Origin of the sequence: Clostridium sp. FP1 (genome assembly GCF_011065975.2) — a bacterium.
Taxonomy (GTDB): Bacteria; Bacillota; Clostridia; order Clostridiales; family Clostridiaceae; genus Clostridium_AD; species Clostridium_AD tagluense.
In genome coordinates this window covers 1,393,909-1,417,287 of sequence record NZ_JAAMNJ020000001.1, presented here as the reverse complement: position 1 = coordinate 1,417,287, position 23,379 = coordinate 1,393,909, and the positions used below count along the sequence as shown (strand labels likewise).

Here is a 23,379-nt window from a genome sequence, read left to right as displayed (position 1 = left end):
AAATGGCCTATATAATAAGTGGAAATTAATGCAATGTACCTGAAAAATCATGGATTAGTATTAAAAGAATCAAAGAAAATTTTAGAGAACATTTTAGGTAAGAAAGTAAATTACATAGCTTATCCATATTCAAAATATAACGATAATACAATGAAGGCGGCAAAGGATGCCGGATATGTTATGGGTTTTATACTTGGAGATAGGGTTGCAAGAAAAAATGATGGGATTTATACTTTGCACAGGATATGTGTAATTCCAAGTGATAGCATGGAAGTGTTAAGATCAAGATTGAACACTCGTTAATTATCTAAATCCTTATTGATTTTTTGATAATTTATTAAATCTGTATTTAAAAAATATAAACATAAGCAATGCATCTATTGCCCATTGTAGCGTTGTAATCCACCATACTGCTGTAACTGGATACTTTAAAAGATGTATAAAATAATATGTTAATGGTAATCTTATAACCCAACTTGTAAAACAAGAAATTAAAAAGGGATTCTTAACGTCTCCTAAGCCCTTTAATGCACCAGCAAAGACTAGGGATATCCCTATAAACGGTTGCTCTGCCGCTCCTATAGCAAGACACCGCCCAGCTAAATAAGCAACTTTTTTTTCTTTTTCACTAACAAAAAAATTCACCAAAATATTTGGCATAAATAAGAATATCATTGCGAATATACTCATCATAAATAAAGCATAAAAAGCACAATTAAAAGTAGCCGATTTTGCTTTTTTATAATCCCTTTTCCCTATATTATGTCCTACTAAAGTAATAACCGCCATACCAAATCCAATACCAGGCATAACTGAAATTCCCTCTATCATATTAGCTATTTCATCAGCTGCAAAGGAAACGCTGCCAGATTTAATTATAATAGCAACACATATCAATTTGCTAATGCTAAAGGTTGCTTCTTCCAATGAACAAGGAATAGCTAATCTTAATATCTTTTTAATATCACCTTTTGAAATCTTGAGATTAAAAATAGTTTTGAAATTGATTCTCGCCTTAATAACAGTATTGTAAAAAGAAAAAACAAAACCACATGAATAAGCAATTGTAGAAGCTATAGCAGCTCCTTCTATACCCATCTCCTTAAACATAACACCAAAAATAAACAAATAATTGAAAAATATTTTAAATGAAAATACAGTTAAAGAACATATGAATGGTATAAAAGTGTTTCCGTATCCTATTAAAACAGAATTTAAAAGCCGCATATTCATACAAAAGAATAAGGCTATAGAATTAATTCTTATAAATGAATATCCTATTTGTAAAATTTCATTCCTAGCTCCAAGTATATAAAGGAGTTCTTTTCCAAAATAAAAAAATAAAACTGTAATAATTAAACAAATACTAGCACCTAAAATAAATCCTAATACCGCAAATTTTTCAGCAATTTTATACTGCTTTGCACCTACTAGTCTAGACACTAATGAAACAATACTTATACAAACTCCCCCAAAAATAAATATACCTATAAATGCATTTGTTAAACTATTACTTATCCCCACTGCACTTACTGCTATATTCCCGCCATATTTCCCAATCATCATTAAATCGAAAATAGACATTAGAGTATATACTGTTATCTCCGCAACTACTGGCAAGGAGGTATTGAGAACTTCATTCGTTGTATATTTATTCGCCATACATAAGCTACCTCACAAAAATTAATTACCATTATTAAGTATATTAATAAAATTCATTTTGATGAACAATTTCCCAACATTTGAAATTAATTCATCATTTATTTTTGCAATAAATCTTATTAATGTGGAATACTAACTTAGTGCTTATTTTTTGTTTCAAATAATTCGGAGGTGTATAAATTCATGAAAAAACACATTTGCAAAGCTGGTATTTTTACTGCTATTTTGTCTTTTGTTTTACTATTGAATTTGTTTTTTTATAAATTCAATAATTTTTACACAAATAAAAATATAACTATTCCTACAATAGCTTTATTACCTCCTGATAAAACTGAAATCACACAGGTGATGGAAAATATTTATAATGATCGTTGTTCCATGTTTATTACTAAAGATCTTACTAATCTTCCTAGTTATTATGATCCTTCTCAAAAGCTTGGAAAATGGAGTTTAGAGCATGAAGTTAAAAGATTAAATTATTTTAATGATTGGTCAAGTCAAAGAGGCATGAATTTTACAAAAGTTGAATCTACTCCTAACGTTAGAAAAGTAACTACAACCAAAAGAGGTCTTCGCTTATTGGTGGACGAATATTATAAATTCGAGTATAGTTACAAAAATGATATAACCCCTACTACAAATGTTTTTGGTGTAGGATTAACACATTCTATGGATCTAATAAAAAAAGATGAAAAATGGATAATTTATTCTGATTGGTATTTAGACTGTTTTGAAGATGCTTTAAAATCTTATGTGGGAGAGTTAAAAAACTTTAAACTTGATGCTAACAAAAAAACTATTTATAACCTAGGTAATTGTCCTAAAATATCATCTGAGGTAAAGGTTGTTCCCAAAGGTCGATACGACAAAATAAGCGCAGTTAAATATGCGGATAAATACTGTGGAATACCTTGGGCAAGTGGAAATTCAACAAAATATAATAAAAAATACACAAACTATACTGGCAATGGAGGCAATTGCACTAATTATGTATCTCAATCAATTGGAGATAGTGAAGGTGGCGGACTACGATTTGATAGTATTTGGCAATGTACTTATAAAAAATATGGTGGAGCTGACGGAAGCTCAGCATGGGTTAATGCTGATGCCTTTAAAAATTATTTACTTTATAGTGGCAGAGGAAAGCTACTAGGGAAAGGGACATTTAACCAGTTAGTTTCTCCTCTTCCTGGCTATCCCTGTGGAGCAATGCAAAAACTAGATATAGGAGATCTTATTTGTTATGCCAAAGGTAGTGATATAGATCATTTTGCTATAGTTACAGGGTTTGACTCTCATGGTTACCCTCTTGTTAACACACACACCATTGATAGATATCATGTGCCTTGGGATTTAGGCTGGGGAGATAAAAATATTAATTTTTACTTAATACATTTAAAATAAGGGTGCCAAATTATGGCCCCCTCATTTTTAGTTGTGTTATATACGAGTATATTCGCATCTGTTATAGGATATTTAGTTCTTATACATCAATTCATTCAATAATTATTATCATATATCAATGCATATTATTTACAATTAATTCCCATTAATATCTGTTTCTAATTATCAATTGATAATCTTTATTCTTGTAATTTTTTTTAAAAACACTTAACATTTCTATATTTGTAGCATATAATAATTAATGTACTAATTATTAATTGATAATGGGGTGTAATAAATGAAAAATAATTTATTAAATGGTCTGAATAATGAACAAGTAGAAGCCCTTAGAGCTAAATATGGTTTTAATGAGCTTATAAAAACTAAAAAGTCTAATCCTATACTAAAGTTTTTAAGTGTATTCAAAGAGCCTATGTTTTTATTATTAGCGGGAGCCGCTACCTTATATTTTGTATTAGGGGAACCTGGCGAAGGTAGTATAATGCTTATATTTGTTATTTTTGTTGCCACCATAACTTTCCTTCAGGAGTGGAAAACCGAAAAAACTATAGATGCGCTAAAAGATTTGACCGCGCCTCATGTTACTGCAATGAGAAATGGTAAAAAGCAAGTAATTAAAAGCTCTGAACTTGTGCCTTCTGATATAATTTTTTTATCCGAGGGAAACCGTATTCCTGCAGATTGTGAAGTTATAGAGGAATCAAATTTCTCCGTGGATGAATCTTCCCTTACTGGAGAGAGTGAACCTGTATACAAGGTAGTAGTCGGAACTATAGATTCCTCAAAAGACTATTTTAAACAGGATTATTTATATGCTGGTACACTGTCTAATTTCGGAAAATGTACTGCTAAAGTAAAAACAATAGGCTTTGAAACTGAGTATGGGAAAATAGGGAAAGCAATAAGTGAAACAAAGCAGGAACTTTCTCCACTTCAGAATAAAGTAAATTATTTAGTAAAAACCTTAGCTATTGCCGGTTTTATTCTATGCATTTTAGTAATAACTTTTTCCTATATGCACACTAGTGAGTTTGTTAAGAGCATCCTTGCAGGTATAACCTTGGCTATGGCCATTATACCAGAGGAATTTCCAGTGGTGCTTACAATATTCTTATCCCTAGGTGCTTTTAGGCTAGCTAAAAAGAACACCTTAATTCGTAGCATCCCTGCAGTGGAGACTTTAGGTTCTGCCACAGTGCTTTGCGTGGATAAAACAGGAACAATCACGCAAAATATAATGCGCGCAAAAGCTATATATAGCAATGGATTTATAGACCCTGATAAAATGCAGGACAAAGATTTAGCTAAACTTTTAGTTTTAGCTTGTGAAAAAGATCCATATGATCCTATGGAGAAAGCTATAGTAGATGCTGGCAAAAATAAAATAGACATAACTGAGCTTTACAACCTTGAGCTATCTAAAAAATTTGCTTTTGATTCTAAAACTAAAAGAATGGCAAATATCTACAAAGAAAATGCTATCTATTATGTGGCAGCTAAAGGTTCCCCAGAAACTATACTACCCTTATGCAATTTAACCCAAAATGAAGAAATACAAATTTTGGATATTATAGACGGTATGGCTAACAAGGGATTAAGAGTTCTTGCTTTAGCTGATCTAGTAACTTCTACCCTTAATGATAGTTTAGAACAGTATAGCTTATGTTTCAAGGGATTAATTGGACTTCAAGATCCACCTAAAGAAGGGGTAGAGGATGCTATAAATGTATGTAAAAAAGCTGGCGTAAGAGTAATGATGATAACAGGAGATTATTGTAAAACAGCTATGGCTATAGGCAATGAAATAGGTCTTGAATCTAATAATTGTGCAATTACTGGAGATGAAATTGATGCTATGACAGAAGATGAACTTTGCACCGCAGTGAGCCATTGTGATGTTTTCTCAAGAGTAATTCCAGAACATAAAATGAAGATAGTTAAGGCACTTAAAAAAAATGGTGAAATCGTTGCAATGACTGGTGATGGAGTAAATGATGCCCCAGCACTAAAAAATGCTAATATAGGAATTGCAATGGGAAAAAGAGGAACAGAAGTTGCGAAAGAAGCCGCGGATATGATTCTAATGGACGATAATTTCACAACTATAGTTCACTCCATAGAAGATGGAAGAAGGGTTTTTGATAACATTCGTAAAGCTATGGTATATATAATGATAATTCATATTCCTATTATGACCTTAGCATTATTTTCACCTATTTTTAACTTACCGCAAATATTACTGCCCGTTCATATTGTGCTTTTGGAGCTAATTTTGGATCCAACTTGCTCTATAGTTTTTGAAGGTGAACCAGCAGAAGATTATATAATGGAGCAGCCACCAAGGTCGCCAGAAGAGCCACTACTTACAAAAGGCTTAACAAAAAAAGTTCTACTTCAGGGTACAACAATGTTTTTAGCATCATTTTTGCCTTTTCACTATATGGTGGATTCAGGTTTAAGCGCTGACTTTGCAAGAACTTTTTCACTAATGGTCTTGATAGTTGGAAATGTAATTCTAGTCTTAGTTAATAGATCTAATACTAAATATCTAATTAGCATTTTTAAAGAAAAAGGTAGTAAAGCTAGATTTTATATTAATAGTTTAGCTTTAGTAATGTTATTTTCCATAGTGTATATTCCAGCTGCTCACCCTATTTTTAAAACTGTGGCCATGAATTTTAAAACCGCTATACTAGCATGCATCCTTGGTGCCACGTCTACTGGTTGGTGGGAAATTGTTAAATTTTTTAATAATTCAAAGCACAACAAAGTAAAAGAAATTCCTGCAATTAAAAATTTAAATGATTTGTCTTAAATACTAAAAACCCAAAACACTTAAGATATTTAAGTGTTTTGGGTTTTCTTTTAAGTTTCTATTTTCCCTCAAAATGCCCTGACCTAAGTAGTTCTTCAAATTCCCCAGGTAAAACTGGCGGACTATAATAATATCCTTGAATTTGATTGCATTTGTTTTTTCTTAAAAAATCAATTTGTTCCTCCGTTTCGGCACCCTCAGCTATAACTGTAATCTCTAAATTCTTTGATAAATTTATAATTGTTTTTGCTATGGTACCATCATCATTTTCCGGATAATCTTTAACAAACTCTCTATCTATCTTTATCTTATGGAATTTAAATTTCCTTAAATAACTTAGTGAAGAATAGCCTGTACCAAAATCATCCATTGCCAGTCTTACTCCAATATTGTTAATGTTTTCTAATTGAGTCATCAAATTAGGATCATTATCAAGGAGTAACCCCTCTGTAACTTCTATTTCCAACGATTCACCACTTAAATCATACTTCTTTAATTTTTCCTTTATGATTTTAAAAACATCCACTTTTTTGAATTGCACAGGCGAAATATTTACTGACATTAGAATAGGTTTCAATTTTTGATCTCTCCACCTTTTAGTTTGCCTTAAAGCTTCATCTAATACCCATTCACCAAATGGTAAAATAAGTCCTGTTTTTTCTGCAAGAGGAATAAATCTAACTGGTGATATATTTCCAAGTTCTGGACTATTCCATCTTATTAAAGCCTCTGTTCCCACTATTTGTCCAGATTCTAAATCAACTTGAGGTTGATAAGTTAAATAAAGTTCACCTCTTTCTAATGCTCCTCTTAGTAGTTGCTTAATCTTAATACTTTCCAAATATTCCACCTTTAGCTCACGCTTATAAAACTTCACGTTACTTTCAGCTTCCTCTGTCGCATACATCTTTGCTATATTAGCATTTTCAATTAGAAGTTCTACGGTATCTGAATCCTCTTCATAGCTCGTAACTCCCATAGCTAACTGAACGATTATTTCTTCATCCTCTATCAAAAAAGGATTTTTAAATTCATTTAAAACATTCTTAGCAAACTCCAATATAATATTGTCATCTTTAATACATTCTAAAAGAATCATAAATTCATTTTTACCTGAAGAACCTATAATAAAATTATCCTCCATATGATTTTTTATTCTTTTTAGTGTAGTTACTATCAATGAATCAGCTTTTTTTAAGCCTAACCCATTCTTTACAATATCATAGTTTGTGACCGTTAATGATACCAAATAATATCTACAATCTTCCATATTAGAATTTTCACTAATTTTTTTATGCATTAACTCTTTCATTAAATATAAATTGGGCAATGAGGTAAGCCCATCATAATTTTTTAGAATATTAATTTTTTCTTCTTTTTCTTTTAGTAAAGTTAAGTCTTCAAAAATGCCTACATATTGTATCCCCTTATCATTATCACCTTTTATTGCAAGTATGTTTAACAATTTAGGATAAAATTCCCCATTTTTCTTTCTGTCCCAAACTTCCCCTTGCCAATTTCCATAAGTTATTATGGATTGCCACATATTTTTATAAAATTCTTTATTATGTCTTCCTGATTTAAAATAGGAAGTTTTCACACCCAAAACTTTATCTTCACTGTACCCTGTAATATGTAAAAAAGCTCTATTTACATATGTAATACGAGTTTCTGCATCTGTAATTAATATAGCTTCCTTTGAATTATCAAAAATATTGCCTGCTGCCTTTAATCTTTCTAAAGCTTCTTGCCTTTTAAAGATTATGTGCGTAATTACAGCAGAAGATACTAAAATGATTATGAGAAATATATATCCTATGTCCAGAAACCCATTATCAACTAATTTTTTTATAAAACTAAAATCATCCTTAGGATAGCTAATGATACTTTTCCAATAGGTGTATCCCGTGCTCTGCGTAAAGTTAGCATCCCTTTTTTCTCTAATATAAGAAAGTGGATAAATTGTATCATAATAATATATATTTTTCTTGTTTTCTAAATATCCGCTTTCATTATGGCTTATAATATCCCACATGTCTTTGTTTTCACTTTTAAATGAAATATGTTTTTCATCCCTGCTTCTTAGAAAGTATCCTTCAGAATTTAATAATTCAACATTAAATTCTCTATTTTGTTTTACATTTTCATTAATTTCTTCTAATACATTCTTACCTAAATAGTTGAAAATCAATACACCAAACTTTTCACCATTGCCTTTAAATATTGGGGCCCCAAAATGTATAGTAGGCTTATTTGCCTCTTCATTTCTAAGATTTAAATCAAATTGTGAAATATATATTTCTTTAGGTTTTAAGTTCATTGTAGCCTTAAAATAATCTCTTTGTTTTTTGTTTTGAAGCTGTTTTTGAGAAGCTATGTATACATTTCCACCATTGTAATTTACCCTGGCTATCTCCATTCCTTCTACATTTATAAGTCTTAACTGATCATAGATCGTTTTAGTTTTACTAAATCTCATAAACATTTTATTTAACTCAGAAATATTCTGCGTTGTAGAGTTATTAACATAATCATTAAGTATAGCTGCATCCTTTATAACCTTCAAATCTGCAGTTACGGAGTTAAAAGTAGTCTGGATATTTAATTTATTAATTTTACCTACAGTCTTTTCTCTCTCCATAAATATTTGCTTGTCCTTTTGTATTTGCAGGTTATTAACAGCAAATAATGCTGATAGTAAAATTAGAAGTAAGGGTAAAAATATAGCTGCAAAACACTTTAATATTTTTATTTTTTTGTACCAAAGTTTACTTTTGTTTTTAATCACTTAATCCACTCCTTATTAAGTATTATACTACATTCCCAACCCATGGAACCGTATAATTATAATTTTAGAGCAAAAAAATAAACCCTATAGGTTTAATCCTATAGAGTTATAATAATCTTTTTACTATCTTCTGAATCCTCTGTCATTTTGTTGTTTTCTTGCTCTTCTGCAATCAACACATCTTTGAGGTTCATTATCGAATCCTTTTTCTTTGTAGAATTCTTGCTCGCCTTCAGTGAATACGAAGTCTTTAGAACAGTCTTTACAAACTAAAGTTTTATCTGCCATTTTAAACATTCCTCCTTTTTCAAAATATTAAGATCTAACAACCGATTAACAATTATATTCTAAAAAGAGGATATGTTGTTATCTAGTTTAATCTCAGCACTAAATGCTACTAAACAGTTAGTATGACCTTATATTACCATATATAAATGTAAAATGCAATACATTCTTTATTGTATTTTAACAATATTTCTCAAATGTTTTTTAATTTTTATTAAAATATACCATGGATTTAAATGTTAATTTATCTATTATTTCGCATTTATACCTTTATAATCCAGTATTTATTCTTTATAGTCTATATTATAACTGTATCTCGTTTGATAGTACAGTTAATACACCAATATTATACATTCTAGAATCAAGAGTTATGCAAATAATAAAAAAGGAGGAATGAGATGTTTGAATTAGATTTAAGAAGCAGGTTACCCCTTTACGAACAACTGGTAGAAAAATTTAAGGAACTTATAATTAGTGAAATATTGAAACCTAATGAGCAACTGCCTTCTGTTCGCATTCTTTCAATAGAGCTTACTATGAATCCCAATACTATTCAGAAATCATATAAGGAACTGGAAATACAAGGATATATCTACTCCCTAAAGGGAAAAGGCAGTTTTGTTACTCCCTCAGCACAAGTGATGGATTCTGAAAAACTAAAAAAAATAAAAAGTGAATTAAGAAAAATACTATCTGAAGCAATGTATCTAGGTATGACAAAAGAAGATGTTATAAAAATAATTTCACAGGTTGAAAATAATAAAGAGGGGGAATAAATACGATTTCAATAAAAAAATAAATAGTTTATCTAAAGGTATGCAAAGACAGGTTGCCTTCTGGCTTGCACTATCAACTATGCCTAAGGTTATGATTTTAGATGAGCCACTTGACGGCTTAGATCCAGTTATGAGACAAAAAGTTAAAAACTTAATAATTCAGGATGTAGCAGATAAAGAAATGACTATTCTCATCTCTTCCCACAATTTAAGGATAAAGTACCAGAGGAACTTTTAAACAATGCTCATATACTTCTTCTAATCGTTCGTGGAAACAAATCTGATATTATTGAGCACTTTAATAAGTTTAATCCTGTGATTATTGATGTTATTCCTCTTACCTTGGAAGAAATATATACATATGAAATGGGGGAAGTTGGCTATGTACCTGATTTTGTTCGAGAGTATTTCAAGTAAAACAAAGTTAAAAAACAAGGGGACGGTTAACAACTAATTGCACTTTAAGGCAATTAGTTGTTAACCGTCCCTGTCTTATTATTATAAGTTCTGGATTCCTTCTATTCACTTTGCAAAGTGGTGAAGATTCCTCAGCACAGTCTACCCCTAAAAACCTATGTGAATAATGTATTTACAAATTGGATAAAATATCTCAACGTGGTTAATTATTATAATATAAAGGAAGCTTAATTTATGGATACAAATGACTTTTCAAATATAAAACTAGTAACCTCATTAGATGAAAATATTAATATAATAAAAAATATTTTTACTAATGATACAACAGTCGTTTATAGAGCTCTATCAGTTGGCAGACCTAATATAACTAAGTGTATGCTGATTTACATTGACGGAATGGCAAATACCCAATTGATTAATGAAAATATTATAAAACCAATTTTATTAAGTCATATAGCCCATATTAATCATAGTGAAATTATGGATGTTTTAATGCAAGAAGTACTTTTAACCGGAAACAATAAAAAATCCGACGTTGTTGATGATATTATAAGTGGCATTATATATGGAAAAACAATGCTTTTCATAGATGGTTTTGCTAATGCAATTATTATAGATACTATCGGTTGGGAAACACGGGATATTTCAGAGCCTCAAGCAGAAACTATAGTTAGGGGGCCTCGCGAAGGCTTTACCGAATCAATGAACCTGAACCTTACACTTATTAGGCGCCGTGTTATCAATCCTAACTTAAAATTCACATTTATGAAAATGGGGAAACAAACTAAAACTCAAATTTGTGTGTGTTATATTGAGGGCATAGCAAAGGAACCTATACTTAAGGAATTAATGAAAAGACTAAATGATATTGATATTGATGGTATTTTAGATTCTGGTTACGTTGAAGAACTTATTAAAGATGCTCCTTATTCTCCTTTTAGAACCATGATTAATACAGAAAGACCTGATGTTGTTGTAGCAAAACTTCTCGAAGGAAGGTTTGCAGTAATCTGTGATGGAAGTCCTATTGTTTTAACTCTTCCGACTATATTTGTTGAGGTTTTTCAAAGTAATGAAGACTATTATGACAATTTTTTATATTCCTCTTTTGTAAGATTGCTTAGATGGTTGTGTTTTTTTATTAGTACTAGCACTTCGGCCATATATGTGGCACTTGTTACCTTCCATCAAGAACTTATTCCAACTCCCTTTCTTCTAAGTATATATTCTGCGAGAAAAGGAACACCTTTCCCTTCAATTGTAGAAGCCATGGCCATGATGATTATATTTGAGATACTTAAGGAAGCAGGTCTTAGAATGCCTAAACAAGTTGGTGCCGCAATTAGTATAGTAGGTGCCTTAGTGCTTGGTGATGCTGCAGTTAGCGCAAGACTCGTCAGCGCTCCTATAGTAATAATTACTGCAATAACAGGAATTGCAAGCATTATGCTACCTCAAGTTTTAGGACTAGTAGAGATACGAATAATTTTTTTGTTGTTATCTTCCTTCCTAGGTTTGTATGGTTATATTTTTGGCGTAATGGGTTTAGTGCTTCATATGATGTCTATACGCTCCTTTGGTATACCCTATATGCTTAACGTCCCTTCTTTTTCCACTCAGGATATAAAAGATACGGCAATTAGATTTCCCTGGTGGGCTATGTATTTAAGACCAAAGATGTTTTCAAAAAATAAAAAGCGCATAAAACAAGGGCGAAAGAAGGTTTAAAATGAAAAAAAAAAATTAGTAATGGTAGTTTTTTTAATAGCCATGTGCCCTATCATATTATGCGGGTGTTGGAATTATGTAGAAGTAAATAAATTGGCAATAGTAGCTGGTATGGCAATAGATAAAGATGTACTAACAAATAAATATATTGTTACAACGGAAATTATAACCACACAAATGCAAGGTGTATCCTCAATCATTAGTTCTGAGCTTTACAAATCCGAAGGTGACAGTATATTTAACGCGGTGAGAGATACCATAGAAAAAACCGGTTTAAAACTTTTTTGGAGTGACGCAAAGGTAGTAATAATAAGTGATTCTTTAGCAAGGGAAGGTGTAATTCCTGTAATTGATTGGGTTGATAGATCCTCCGATGTTAGATCAGATATGTGGATGCTAATAGCAAAGGGGAATAGTGCTTCCGAAATTTTAAGAGGTAATGTTAAGCTTAATGAAGTAACTTCCTTTCATCTTGACGAGACCATGAAGTCAGGAAAAACACTTTCTAAATTTACTGATTCAAGGTTATGGTCATTTATAGATGGGATATCTTCAAGCGGAAAGTCTGAAGCAGTAGCTATAGTTAAAAATGAACTAAATAACGGAACTATATCCCCTCATCTAGAAGGCTCTGCTATTTTTAAATCAGATAAACTTATAGGATATCTAAATGGGAACGAAACCCTATACATGCTTATGATTAAAAACAAATTAAAAGAAGGACTAATTGTTATAAAAAACGTTTCAGGTTCTGACACTGTTGTAACCTTAGGAATACATAAAAATAAGACTAAATTAACTCCCCTTTATAACAATGGAATAGTATCACTTGTAATAGATATATACCCTGTTGTAACTATAGATGAAATTGGAGGAACTAAGAATTTTATGGAAGAGGAATCCTTAAAAACACTTCAAGGCGAAGCAGAAGATAAAATCAAGACCCAGATACAGTCTTTAATTAGTAAATTACAGAAAGATTATGAAAGCGACATTTTAGGTTTTGGAGAAATTTTCGATAAAGAAAAACCAAAAGTAAGTGAAATTTTCAAAAAAAACGGAAAAGATATTTTTTCTAACATAAAAACTGAAGTTAACGTATACCTTCAAATAAATGGTAGTGGTTCGACAAATTCTCCTATTATAATAGAAAAATAATCTAATCAATTCTGTAAAACAATAAGCTTGTTATTTACTATATATTATAACAGTAAGTAGTGTAGGAGGTATAAATGAAAAATGAAGTTATTTCTGAAAGACAAGCTACAATACTTATAATACTTTTCATAATTGGAAGTAGTTTTTTAGCTGGATCTGGGGGCCAGGCAAAACAAGATGCCTGGATTGCAATAATTATTGCTATGACCTGGTCTATTATATTGTTACTTATCTTTTCTAGAATTTTATCCTTATTCCCTGGAAAAGATTTATTTGATATACTTCAAATCCTTATGGGGAAGTTTCTAGGGAAATTAATAAGTATACTAATGATATGGTTTGCATTTCATGATGGAACCTTAATTCTTAGAACCCTATCAGACTTTACTAGTGCTTTAGTATTCGATGAAACACCGGTAGTAGTACCTATGATTTTTTTTACTATACTACTTATATGGTGTACAAAAGAAGGTATTGAGGTCTTAGGAAGATGGTCTGAATTCTTCATTTGGGTTGTAATTATAATATTTTTAACTATCTCTATATTAGCAATTCCACAAATGAATGTAAGCAGATTAAAACCAATACTGAACAATGGTGTCACACCAATTTTAAAAGGTGCTTTCTCAAGTTTTTCTTATCCCTTGGGTGAAACCGTAATCTTTACAATGGTATTTTCAAATATATCCAAAGTTAAAAATTACAAAAAAACATTTATAGTAGGCTTATTCATAGGTGGAGGGCTTATAGTTTTATCAACATTAAGAAATACTTTAATATTAGGTAGTAATACCATATTTAGAGTATATTTCCCATCTCCCATGGCAATAAGCCTTATTCACCTCGGTGAATTGCTTGAAAGACTTGAAATGTTAGTAGTTATTATTTTTCTAGTATGTATCTTCGTTAAAGTATGTATATGCATTTTTGCAGTTTGCAATGGATTTTCGAAGGTCTTTGGCTTTGATGATTACAAATTTATTACAACACCTGTAGCTCTTTTAATGTTAAGCTTCTCTTTTTTCATTTACAAAAGTATCATGGAAATGTCATTCTGGACTTCTAATATTTGGCCATATTATTCCTTTGTTTTTGAAGTCATAATACCATTAATTATTTTTGTTGTGGCGGAGATTAGAAGTAGAATTTTAGCAGCTACAAGCGTAACTACTGGAAATAAAGGGTAGTGGTAGAACAAATGAACCTATTAACCTAGGAAAATAATAAAAGGAGAATCTAGAGATGTTTTTACTTGTAATAATTTCATATATCATAGTTATGTTTTTTGAAACTATCCCACTTTTAAAAGAAAAAAATAGTGGTAAAATATTTTTTTATTTTTCTCTTATTATATTTTCAATGATAATTAGCGTTCTTCTAACTTTGGGCGTACAGTTACCAAGTCCATCAAATAGAATAAAATACATTGTAGAAGCAGTATTCGGTAAAAATAATTAGTTTTTTTTATTGTGATTGATTATAGCATATTATGGCATATAGAAATATTTAATAAACTTTGATATTTCTATTGCTTTTTGTTTTATATATGTTATTATTTTATTATATTGTTATATCGTAATATTGCAATATAGCAATACATAGAATTGTATTTTTAAGGAGGCATATATTGTGGTAGATTCAACGATTAAAAATGTTACTGCAGAAGAAGCTTATAAACTTATAAGCGAAAATAGTGAATTTGTTATTTTAGATGTAAGAACTAAAGAAGAGTATGATGATGGTCACATTCCAGGAGCAAAGCTTTTTCCAGTTCAGATTCTTCCTAGGTCGCTTTCTGAACTTGATGAATATAAAAACAAACCCGTCCTTGTTTATTGCGCGTCTGGTGGAAGAAGCCCCAGAGCCGTTGATACTTTGGCAAACAATTCCTTTAAAAACATTTACCATCTTACTCGCGGCTTATCCTCTTGGAGATACAATATAACTAGATAATATTAATATGAAAATTCAGGAAAGAGGAAGAGCTATGGATACAGATTATAAAAAATACAATGAAATTGCTGAGACTCTAAAAGTATTGGCACACCCTATTAGGTTATGCATAGTAAAAGGTATATTAGATCAAGGCGAGTGTAATGTTTCCCATATGCAGTCTTGCCTTGAGATTCCTCAATCTACTGTATCTCAGCATCTACAGAAATTAAGGTATGCTGGTGTAATAGAATGCACTCGCCATGGCCTTGAAGTCAACTATAAAATTAAAGATAAAAGAATAATAAACTTCATAAATTCAATTTTGATATTGAGTTAATAAATAGATTTAAAAAGTAAAAGGAGGAATATTTGTTATGAAAAAAGTATTAATTGTAGGTGGAGTAGCTGGCGGAGCTTCAACCGCAGCAAGACTACGACGACTAGATGAAAATGCAGAAATAATTATGTTTGAAAGAGATGAATACATTTCTTTTGCAAATTGTGGACTGCCTTATTACATTGGTGAAGTAATAAAAGATAGAGATAAACTCTTAGTACAAACACCTGAGAGTATGAAAGCAAGATTTAATATAGATGTAAGAAACAACAGTGATGTAATAGGAATTGACACTGCCAAAAAGACTGTAACAGTTAATAGTAAGACTCGTGGTACCTATGAAGAAAGCTATGATTATTTAGTTTTATCACCAGGAGCAAAAGCAATTAAACCTAATATAGAAGGCATTAATAGTAAGAAAATATTCACTTTGAGAAATATACCAGATACTGATAACATAAAAGCATATGTGGATAAAAAAGGCGTTAATACTGCTATAGTTATCGGCGGAGGCTATGTTGGCGTGGAAATGGCTGAAAACTTAAAACAAAGAGGCCTGAGTGTTACTATAGTAGAAGCGGCTCCTCACATAATGGCTCCTTTTGATACAGATATGGTTTTAACTGTTGAAAAGGAGATTTCTGATAATGGTGTGGAAATACTATTAAACGATGGAGTAAAGGCTTTTAAAGATAATGAAGATAGCGTTGAAATAACTTTAAATAGTGGCACAAAACTAAGCGCCGATATGGTTATATTGGCTATAGGTGTAATTCCAGACACTGGATTTGCAAAAGAAGCTGGTATTAAAACAGGTGCTAGGGGTCATATTTTAGTAAATGATAAAATGGAAACTAGTTCACAGTGTATATTTGCAGTAGGCGATGCTATTGAAGTTGTAGATTTTATAAACAAAACAAATACTGCAATACCACTAGCTGGTCCTGCAAATAAACAAGGTAGAATAGCCGCTGATAATATAGCAGGCCTTGCCACTACTTATAAGGGAACCCAAGGAACTTCTATTATTAAGGTATTTGGCTTAACAGCTGCAAGCACAGGTAATAATGAAAGAACACTAACTAGGCTTAATATTCCGTATAAAGTTATATTCGTTCATCCCGCAAGTCATGCATCTTACTACCCTGGCGCTCTTTCAATGACTTTAAAGCTTATTTTTAATGAGGACGGCAGAATACTAGGAGCTCAAGCTGTGGGTTATGATGGAGTTGACAAGAGAATAGATGTGCTTGCTACAGTTATACGCCTAGGAGGAACAGTAACTGATTTAACAGAGCTTGAACTTTCCTACGCACCACCTTTCTCATCTGCTAAGGATCCAATAAATATGGCAGGTTTTGTAGCTGAAAATGTACTAGCTGGAAGAATGGATGTATTGACCACAGATGAGTTTATGGCCTACGATAAAGAAAATGCCATAGTACTGGATGTTCGTACTGAAATGGAATTTAGTAATGGCCATATGAAAGGTGCTATAAACATTCCTGTAGATAGTTTAAGAGAACGAATTGGTGAACTTGATAAAAACAAGGAAATCCTTGAATATTGTCAGGTAGGACTTCGTGGATATGTAGCTGCAAGAATTTTATCTCAAAATGAATTTAAGGTTAAAAACTTAACTGGAGGATATAAGTCAGTTTCAATTTCAAATTTCACTCCAAATAAAGGTGATACACCAAAAAGACAGATTTTAGATCCTGATACTCAAGTTATAAAAGAGGGAGTAGATAACGACACTTCTAATTATGATACAATCTTAGATGCTTGCGGTTTATGTTGCCCAGGACCACTAATGCAAGTAAAAGCTAGTATTGACGAATTAAATGATGGCCAAATATTAAAAGTTACAGCTTCTGACCCTGGTTTTTATGAGGATATTAAATCTTGGTGTAACAAAACAAACAATGAATTGTTAGATTTAAGAAAAGAAAAAGGTATGGTTTATGCCTTTATTAAAAAAAAAAGTAACAAGCTCATAAAAGTAAATAAATACCTTGCATCAGATACAGTAGAAAAAAACAATAAAACCATGGTAGTTTTTAGTGGTGACTTAGATAAAGCAATTGCTGCCTTCATTATTGCAAATGGAGCAGTTGCAATGGGTAGTAAAGTTACCATATTATTTACTTTCTGGGGTCTTAATATCTTAAGGAAACCTGAAAAAGTATCTGTAAAAAAGGGTCTAGTAGATTCCATGTTTGGATTTATGATGCCAAGAGGAAGTAAAAAACTTAAACTTTCCCAAATGAACATGATGGGCCTTGGATCAAAAATGATTCGCTTGGTAATGAAAAACAAGAATATAAGCTCTCTTGAGGACCTAATAAAATCAGCAATGGATAGTGGCGTAGAAATAGTCGCTTGCTCAATGTCCATGGATGTTATGGGAATTATGCAAGAGGAACTCATAGATGGAGTAAAAATTGGCGGAGTTGGTTATTACTTAGGTGAGGCTGAAGATTCCAATGTAAATTTGTTTATTTAACATTTTAAGAAGTATGGATTAGTATTTCCATGCTTCTTTTTTCTTCCAGTAATTTTATCATCCTTTATTGAATCAAAATATTATTTACTTTTATAAATTTATATTGTTCACAGAAAATACCTTTGATAATTTATATTTAAATTGGTAAAATAGAATTTGAAAGGAAGTGCTACATATATGTTGAAAGAATTTAAACAATTTGCTCTTAAAGGAAATGTTTTAGATTTAGCATTAGGTGTTGTTATAGGTGCGGCATTTTCTAAAATTGTTACCTCTTTAGTGAATGACCTTATAATGCCTATACTCGGTTTACTATTAGGTGGAATTAATTTCACTAATTTAAAATACGTTATACATCCAGCTGTAGCTGGAACGTTAGAGTTATCAATTAGATACGGATTATTTATTCAATCTATTATTGATTTTTTAATAATCGCATTTTCACTTTTTATTTTTATAAAGGCTATAAACTCCATTAAAAAGAAAAAAGCTGAAGAAGTTATTGTTATTAAACCCTCAAATGAAGAATTATTATTAACTGAAATTAGAGACTTACTAAAAGAAAAAAAATAATATAAAAAAGCTCCAAGTAAAATTTACACTTGGAGTTTTTCATATAATTAATTATATAAAGAAGGTGTTTTTTTGAAGAAATTTTCATTTAATAAGCAATCATTTTTAATTTTACTTTTACCCTTAGGTATTATACTTTCGCAAATATCTACAATTTTTCCAAACTATATAGAAAACTTGTATTCTTCGTTTTTTTATAAAATAATTGCTAATATTTTAAGTTGGATTACAGGATTTTTACCCTTTTCTCTTGCGGAAATTATAATTGTATCTTTTTCAACTTTCATATTATGGTACGTTTCAAAAACAATTTTCAACTTATTTAAAGGCAAAAATAAAAGATTAGAAATTTCAAAAAACTTTATTTTAAATATATTGGCAATAACGGGATTAATATATTTTTCATTCCAACTTTTATGGGGATTTAATTATCAAAGACTTACACTAGATAAAGTATTCCAATTAAATGTTCGCACGTCATCTTCAAAAGAACTTGCTGATCTATGTGAACTCCTTATAAATAATTCAAATACTATTAGAACAAAAATAAAGGAAAATCAGTACGGTATAATGGAACTTCCCTATAACAAAAAATACATCTTAAAAACTGCTCAATTAGGATATGATAACGCCTCAATAAAATATCCTAAATTAAAAGGTAACTACGGAACACCTAAGGGCATATTATTGTCAATTCCAATGTGCTATACAGGAATTACAGGTTTTTATTTCCCTTTTACAAACGAAGCAAATATTAATATGGCAGAACCTGATTCCTTCCTTCCCTTTACAACAGCTCATGAAATGGCCCACCAAAGAGGATTTGCCAAGGAAGATGAAGCAAATTATATTGCATATATAGCTTGTATAAAGCATCCTGATATAAACTTTCAATATTCTGGAGCGCTTTCAGCCTTATCTTATTCATTTAATGCATTAAGAAAAAGTGATACCCAAAAATATAATGAATTGATTTCCACCTGTAGCATGGCTGTACATAATGACTTGAAGTACAACCAAGATTTTTGGAATCAGTACTCTGGTCCTATAGAAAAAATAAATGATAAAATTAATGACACTTATCTTAAATCTCAAAACCAAGAATCTGGAACAAAAAGTTACGGTGCAATGGTAGATTTACTTCTTGCTGAGTACAGAAAATAATACAGGCAGTTTTGTTTCCACAAATATGCCTGTATTTCTATTTGATTCAAATCATTTTATTCTATTTTACAATTTATTATCTAACTCTTCTTGCAGATAAATAATCACTTCTTGTTAATGCTGATATTTTAACTACATCACCTGTACTTGGAGCATGTATATATGAATTATTCCCTAGATAAATACCAACGTGATGAGGACTTCCTGATCCAAAGAACACCAAATCCCCTGCTTGTAAATTTCCTCGTGACACAAATTCTCCCGCAGTTATCTGATCATAGGTAGACCTACCTGTGCTAACTCCAAAATGTGCATATACATATTGAACAAAACCTGAACAGTCAAATGTATTTGGCCCTGTTGCTCCCCATTCATAGTGTGCACCGAGGAAATTTTGCGCGTAAGCTATTACTTCACTTGAATTACCTGATGATGGTTTTTGTGGTTGGCTTACTTCTTCTTTGGGTTCATTTTTAGGTTCATTTTTAGGTTCGTCTTTTGTTTCATTTTTTACTACCTCGCTTACTATACCTCTTGATGGAGTGATTTCAGAAGCTTTTTTAGTAGCTATTGCTACCTCATATTTAGACGCTTGATTTGCATTTTTTATTTGATTCATAGTACTTCCAAGCCGTGCCTGAGTTTCTGTTATTTCATTCTTATGTAATTTTTGTTGTTTTTCAGCTTCTACTATTAATTTACTTTGTTCCTGTTTCTTTGTACTAAGCTTGTCCAATTTATTTTCATTATCAGTTTTTAATGTTAAAATTTTTGTTTTATTGTCATTAAGAGATTCTTTTCTTTGCTCGATATCTTGCTTTTTCACATTCAATTCACTAATAATTTGGTTATCATATGCTACAATCTTTTTAACATTTTCTACTCTTGAAATAAAGTCTTCCAATCCTTTAGAATCCAATAAAACCTCTAAGTAGGTATCTGCTCCATTCATAAACATGGCTCTCATTCTTTCATTAAATAACTCTTCCTCGCCCTTTATGTTGCTTTCCGCAACTACGATATCTTTTGTAGTTTGCTCTATTTTATTTTCAGTAACATTTATCTCATTTTTTGCTTTATCTATTCCTGCATAAATGCCCTCAATATCAAAATCTATCTTCTCAATAGATATCTGTAATTTTTCAAAATCCTTTTGCAACTTAGTATATGAACCCTGTTGCTCTAGAAGTTGCTGCTTTTGATTATTTAACTGCTCAGTTAGTGGTGCTGCTAAAATTGGCATACTCACAGACATAGTCAGTCCAGTAGCTATAATTAAAGATAATACTCTTCTTCTCATCATTATTCCCCCATATTAAAAGTTATAAAATGATTATCACTTCTACATTTTAATTTTAACAACATTATAACACTATATTAGTACAAACCCTAATACTTATTGTTTATAATTTGTATTAATATAATAAAAACTGCACATTTTGTATTAATAATTCAATTTAAGAAGTAGGTAGATATACGAGTAAAGCCGTTACTAAACTAATTTTCCAGATTAGAAAAGAACGGCTCCATAAATGTAGCAAAATAAATTAGTCTTATTTTTAACACACTATTATAATCTAAAACTACTCATTAAACTTTGAAGTTCTACTGCCATTTGTGTTAGATTTTCAGCTGCATTAGCCACTTCTTTCATTAGCGCTGTTTGCTCCTGCGAGGCTGCCACTACATTTTCAGCATTTCCTGAGGACTCCGTAGAAATCTTAGCTACATTTTCAATGGCCCCTAGCATATTATGTGTTCCTGCACCTATTTCTTCTGTCACTGCAGATACATCCTGCATTTGAGAAGCTATATTATTTATGTCCTCTAATATCTCTCCAAAAGATTTACCTGCCAGGTCTACCATGTTTATACCATCTTTAACTGCAATACTACCATTATCCATAGCCTTAACAGCATTTACTATTTCATTTTGAATTTCATTTATTAAGCTTGATATATTCCCAGCAGCTGATCCAGATTGTTCTGCCAATTTTCTAACCTCATCGGCTACCACTGCAAACCCTTTTCCCTGCTCACCAGCTCTAGCTGCTTCAATAGCTGCATTTAGCGCTAATAAATTTGTCTGAGCGGCAATAGACGTTATTAATGACACTATGCTTCCAATTTCTTTCGATTTATCTCCAAGAATTGACACGGCTTGCGTAGACACCGCTACTTTGCCCTGAATATTATTCATTTGTTCTATAGCGAAACATACTACACCATTACCTTTTTCTGCTCTCTTAATTGCTTCTAGTGAAGTATTTGCTACTGCTTGTACATTGTTTGATATCTGTTCCATACCTGTAAATATTTCTTCTGCAATTTTTGTTGTATCATTAGCTATATTAACTTGCTCTCCACTACCAAATGCCACCTGTTGAATAGCTAGAGAAACTTGTTCTGCTGATTGTTGTGTTTGGTCAGAACTTGCTGTAAGTTCCTCTGACGTTGCAACTACTTGTTCTAAACTTTCTGTAACTTTTTGAACTAATTCTCTTAAGTCATTAGTCATTTTATTTAAATTGGTTCCCATTGATCCTAGCTCATTCTCACTTTTAACATTTATTGTTTGGGTCAAATCCCCCTCTGCAATTGCATGTGAAAGGTCATTCACCTCTTTAACATTTTTAGTAAGATATCTACTGAATATACCAACTGCCAATGTCACTAATAAACAAGTAATTAGGCTTAGTATAACTATACTAAACAATAGCCTATTAATTGGAGCATAAAGCTCCTTTTCTGGAATTGTTAACACTACATTCCATCCAAGTTCCGGTATCTGTTTATAATATGTAATATTTTTTCCATTTTCATCTTTAAAAGAAGATATTCCTTCTTTATTTTTTAAAATATCTTTTCCTAGATTTGCCATACTTGTATTCTCATCTTCTGTAGCCTTAATCTTCATAACTAATTTTTCAGAAACACCTGCCAAATATGTTCCATCTTTTCCCAGCAACATCGCTTTTCCTGTTTGACCTACTTTAATACTTTTAATATTTTCTTGTATAGTCTTTAAACTCATGTCAGCAGTTACTACACCTAAAAATTCTTTATTATCACCATATATTGGTGCAGTAGTTGTTAGCATAGCCATTTTTAATCCATCATCATAGTAAGGTTCCTGCCAAGCAACATTTTTTTCAATATTTTTACCTAAAGTATACCAAGGTTGTGCTGGATAATTATATTTTTCAGTAGCATACTTATCAGTAACCTTTGTAACTCCAGCATCTTTGTATACATAGGGTCCAAAGAATTTTATATCTTTCTTATATTTATATGGTTCAAAATACACTCCCACTCCCAGTGTAGCTTCATTCGTAGAGAGTACTTCCTTTTGGGCTTTTGTGATTTCCGCCTTGGTTAATACCAATCTACTAGTTCCAGTAAATTTCCCTAAATCAACTGCTATTTGAGCATGTTTTTGCATATCCCTATCGATTAGATTAATAGTTTCTTGTAACTGATGTTTCATCCTATTTTCAATTTCTGTAGTTATAAGTTTTTTAGAAGTATAGTTAGTAAAAATGCCCATTATTGCTAGGGATATTAAAACTATTGGTAAAATGGAAATAAGTATTAAGATCTTAATACTTTTAACCTTTGTAAAATTCATATTTCTTTTCATTGTAAATTTAGACATGTCTTCACTCCTTGCATTATTACATATAATAATAACATTTATAATTATATATTCGAATATAACTATATTATCTTTATATTATTTTCTGAAAAATTTTAGTGTATTTCAATTTTTTTGTTGAATCATGTTTTAGTTTAGTTAATTTCACTACTATTAATCACAAATACTTAGTAAAA

Annotated in this window: 19 protein-coding genes; 14 read left to right on the top strand and 5 right to left on the bottom strand. The window is 31.1% G+C overall.

Going from position 1 to position 23,379, the window contains the following annotated elements:
• Positions 1-33: 33 nt before the first annotated feature.
• On the top strand, positions 34-303 hold the full coding sequence (locus G9F70_RS06855) for a polysaccharide deacetylase family protein (protein WP_164946662.1): 270 nt from the start codon (positions 34-36) through the stop codon (positions 301-303).
• A 12-nt stretch (positions 304-315) separates the two neighbouring features.
• On the opposite strand, the gene G9F70_RS06850 is transcribed toward G9F70_RS06855, so the two are convergent.
• Positions 316-1,662, bottom strand: a complete 1,347-nt coding sequence (locus G9F70_RS06850) for an MATE family efflux transporter (RefSeq protein ID WP_164946636.1) — start codon at positions 1,660-1,662, stop codon at positions 316-318.
• Positions 1,663-1,845: 183 nt separating this feature from the next.
• On the opposite strand from G9F70_RS06850, the gene G9F70_RS06845 reads away from it, so the two are divergent.
• On the top strand, positions 1,846-3,066 hold the full coding sequence (locus tag G9F70_RS06845) for an amidase domain-containing protein (RefSeq protein WP_164946637.1): 1,221 nt from the start codon (positions 1,846-1,848) through the stop codon (positions 3,064-3,066).
• Positions 3,067-3,343: 277 nt separating this feature from the next.
• Positions 3,344-5,881, top strand: a complete 2,538-nt coding sequence (locus G9F70_RS06840; RefSeq protein WP_164946638.1) for a cation-translocating P-type ATPase — start codon at positions 3,344-3,346, stop codon at positions 5,879-5,881.
• Positions 5,882-5,939: 58 nt separating this feature from the next.
• On the opposite strand, the gene G9F70_RS06835 is transcribed toward G9F70_RS06840, so the two are convergent.
• Entirely contained in the window at positions 5,940-8,669 is a 2,730-nt protein-coding gene (locus G9F70_RS06835; RefSeq protein ID WP_164946639.1) for an EAL domain-containing protein, read from the bottom strand.
• Positions 8,670-8,792: 123 nt separating this feature from the next.
• Entirely contained in the window at positions 8,793-8,957 is a 165-nt protein-coding gene (locus G9F70_RS06830; protein ID WP_125002068.1) for a zinc-ribbon domain-containing protein, read from the bottom strand.
• Between the two features lie 395 nt (positions 8,958-9,352).
• On the opposite strand from G9F70_RS06830, the gene G9F70_RS06825 reads away from it, so the two are divergent.
• The 11 genes from G9F70_RS06825 (at position 9,353) to G9F70_RS06775 (ending at position 19,548) form a co-directional block, all read left to right on the top strand.
• Positions 9,353-9,730, top strand: a complete 378-nt coding sequence (locus G9F70_RS06825) for a GntR family transcriptional regulator (protein WP_164946640.1) — start codon at positions 9,353-9,355, stop codon at positions 9,728-9,730.
• On the top strand, positions 9,705-9,968 hold the full coding sequence (locus G9F70_RS27250) for an ATP-binding cassette domain-containing protein (RefSeq protein WP_318010990.1): 264 nt from the start codon (positions 9,705-9,707) through the stop codon (positions 9,966-9,968). The genes G9F70_RS06825 and G9F70_RS27250 overlap by 26 nt, the downstream gene beginning before the upstream one ends.
• Before the next feature lie 413 nt (positions 9,969-10,381).
• The gene (locus G9F70_RS06815) at positions 10,382-11,875 is read left to right on the top strand and encodes a spore germination protein (protein WP_164946641.1); all 1,494 of its coding nucleotides are present in this window, start codon (positions 10,382-10,384) and stop codon (positions 11,873-11,875) included.
• A 21-nt stretch (positions 11,876-11,896) separates the two neighbouring features.
• Complete coding sequence (locus G9F70_RS06810) at positions 11,897-13,033, top strand: Ger(x)C family spore germination protein (protein WP_164946642.1); 1,137 nt, start codon at positions 11,897-11,899, stop codon at positions 13,031-13,033.
• Positions 13,034-13,107: 74 nt separating this feature from the next.
• A complete protein-coding gene (locus G9F70_RS06805; RefSeq protein WP_164946643.1) occupies positions 13,108-14,220 on the top strand; it encodes an endospore germination permease in 1,113 nt (370 codons plus the stop codon).
• Positions 14,221-14,275: 55 nt separating this feature from the next.
• A complete protein-coding gene (locus G9F70_RS06800; protein ID WP_164946644.1) occupies positions 14,276-14,491 on the top strand; it encodes a hypothetical protein in 216 nt (71 codons plus the stop codon).
• A gap of 171 nt (positions 14,492-14,662) precedes the next feature.
• Complete coding sequence (locus tag G9F70_RS06795) at positions 14,663-14,986, top strand: rhodanese-like domain-containing protein (RefSeq protein WP_164946645.1); 324 nt, start codon at positions 14,663-14,665, stop codon at positions 14,984-14,986.
• Between the two features lie 34 nt (positions 14,987-15,020).
• Entirely contained in the window at positions 15,021-15,305 is a 285-nt protein-coding gene (locus tag G9F70_RS06790) for an ArsR/SmtB family transcription factor (RefSeq protein WP_164946646.1), read from the top strand.
• Between the two features lie 37 nt (positions 15,306-15,342).
• On the top strand, positions 15,343-17,811 hold the full coding sequence (locus tag G9F70_RS06785; protein ID WP_164946647.1) for a CoA-disulfide reductase: 2,469 nt from the start codon (positions 15,343-15,345) through the stop codon (positions 17,809-17,811).
• A gap of 177 nt (positions 17,812-17,988) precedes the next feature.
• On the top strand, positions 17,989-18,384 hold the full coding sequence (mscL, locus tag G9F70_RS06780) for a large-conductance mechanosensitive channel protein MscL (RefSeq protein ID WP_164946648.1): 396 nt from the start codon (positions 17,989-17,991) through the stop codon (positions 18,382-18,384).
• Between the two features lie 72 nt (positions 18,385-18,456).
• Complete coding sequence (locus G9F70_RS06775) at positions 18,457-19,548, top strand: DUF3810 domain-containing protein (protein ID WP_164946649.1); 1,092 nt, start codon at positions 18,457-18,459, stop codon at positions 19,546-19,548.
• A 76-nt stretch (positions 19,549-19,624) separates the two neighbouring features.
• Here G9F70_RS06775 and G9F70_RS06770 read toward each other — a convergent pair whose 3' ends face one another.
• Together G9F70_RS06770 and G9F70_RS06765 are read right to left on the bottom strand one after the other, a co-directional pair.
• Positions 19,625-20,851 carry a C40 family peptidase gene (locus G9F70_RS06770; RefSeq protein WP_224617453.1) on the bottom strand — a complete coding sequence of 409 codons (1,227 nt, stop codon included), beginning with the start codon at positions 20,849-20,851 and terminating at the stop codon, positions 19,625-19,627.
• 267 nt (positions 20,852-21,118) lie between these two features.
• Positions 21,119-23,203 (bottom strand): methyl-accepting chemotaxis protein, encoded by a 2,085-nt coding sequence (locus tag G9F70_RS06765; protein WP_164946651.1) that lies wholly within the window; start codon positions 23,201-23,203, stop codon positions 21,119-21,121.
• Positions 23,204-23,379 lie beyond the last annotated feature (176 nt).

Coding starts and splice junctions, on each gene's coding strand:
- G9F70_RS06855 (WP_164946662.1), top strand. CDS start 34: ATGTACCTGAAAAATCATGGATTAGTATTAAAAGAATCAAAGAAAATT.
- G9F70_RS06850 (WP_164946636.1), bottom strand. CDS start 1,662: ATGGCGAATAAATATACAACGAATGAAGTTCTCAATACCTCCTTGCCA.
- G9F70_RS06845 (WP_164946637.1), top strand. CDS start 1,846: ATGAAAAAACACATTTGCAAAGCTGGTATTTTTACTGCTATTTTGTCT.
- G9F70_RS06840 (WP_164946638.1), top strand. CDS start 3,344: ATGAAAAATAATTTATTAAATGGTCTGAATAATGAACAAGTAGAAGCC.
- G9F70_RS06830 (WP_125002068.1), bottom strand. CDS start 8,957: ATGGCAGATAAAACTTTAGTTTGTAAAGACTGTTCTAAAGACTTCGTA.
- G9F70_RS06825 (WP_164946640.1), top strand. CDS start 9,353: ATGTTTGAATTAGATTTAAGAAGCAGGTTACCCCTTTACGAACAACTG.
- G9F70_RS06815 (WP_164946641.1), top strand. CDS start 10,382: ATGGATACAAATGACTTTTCAAATATAAAACTAGTAACCTCATTAGAT.
- G9F70_RS06810 (WP_164946642.1), top strand. CDS start 11,897: ATGGTAGTTTTTTTAATAGCCATGTGCCCTATCATATTATGCGGGTGT.
- G9F70_RS06805 (WP_164946643.1), top strand. CDS start 13,108: ATGAAAAATGAAGTTATTTCTGAAAGACAAGCTACAATACTTATAATA.
- G9F70_RS06800 (WP_164946644.1), top strand. CDS start 14,276: ATGTTTTTACTTGTAATAATTTCATATATCATAGTTATGTTTTTTGAA.
- G9F70_RS06790 (WP_164946646.1), top strand. CDS start 15,021: ATGGATACAGATTATAAAAAATACAATGAAATTGCTGAGACTCTAAAA.
- G9F70_RS06785 (WP_164946647.1), top strand. CDS start 15,343: ATGAAAAAAGTATTAATTGTAGGTGGAGTAGCTGGCGGAGCTTCAACC.
- mscL (WP_164946648.1), top strand. CDS start 17,989: ATGTTGAAAGAATTTAAACAATTTGCTCTTAAAGGAAATGTTTTAGAT.
- G9F70_RS06770 (WP_224617453.1), bottom strand. CDS start 20,851: ATGATGAGAAGAAGAGTATTATCTTTAATTATAGCTACTGGACTGACT.
- G9F70_RS06765 (WP_164946651.1), bottom strand. CDS start 23,203: ATGTCTAAATTTACAATGAAAAGAAATATGAATTTTACAAAGGTTAAA.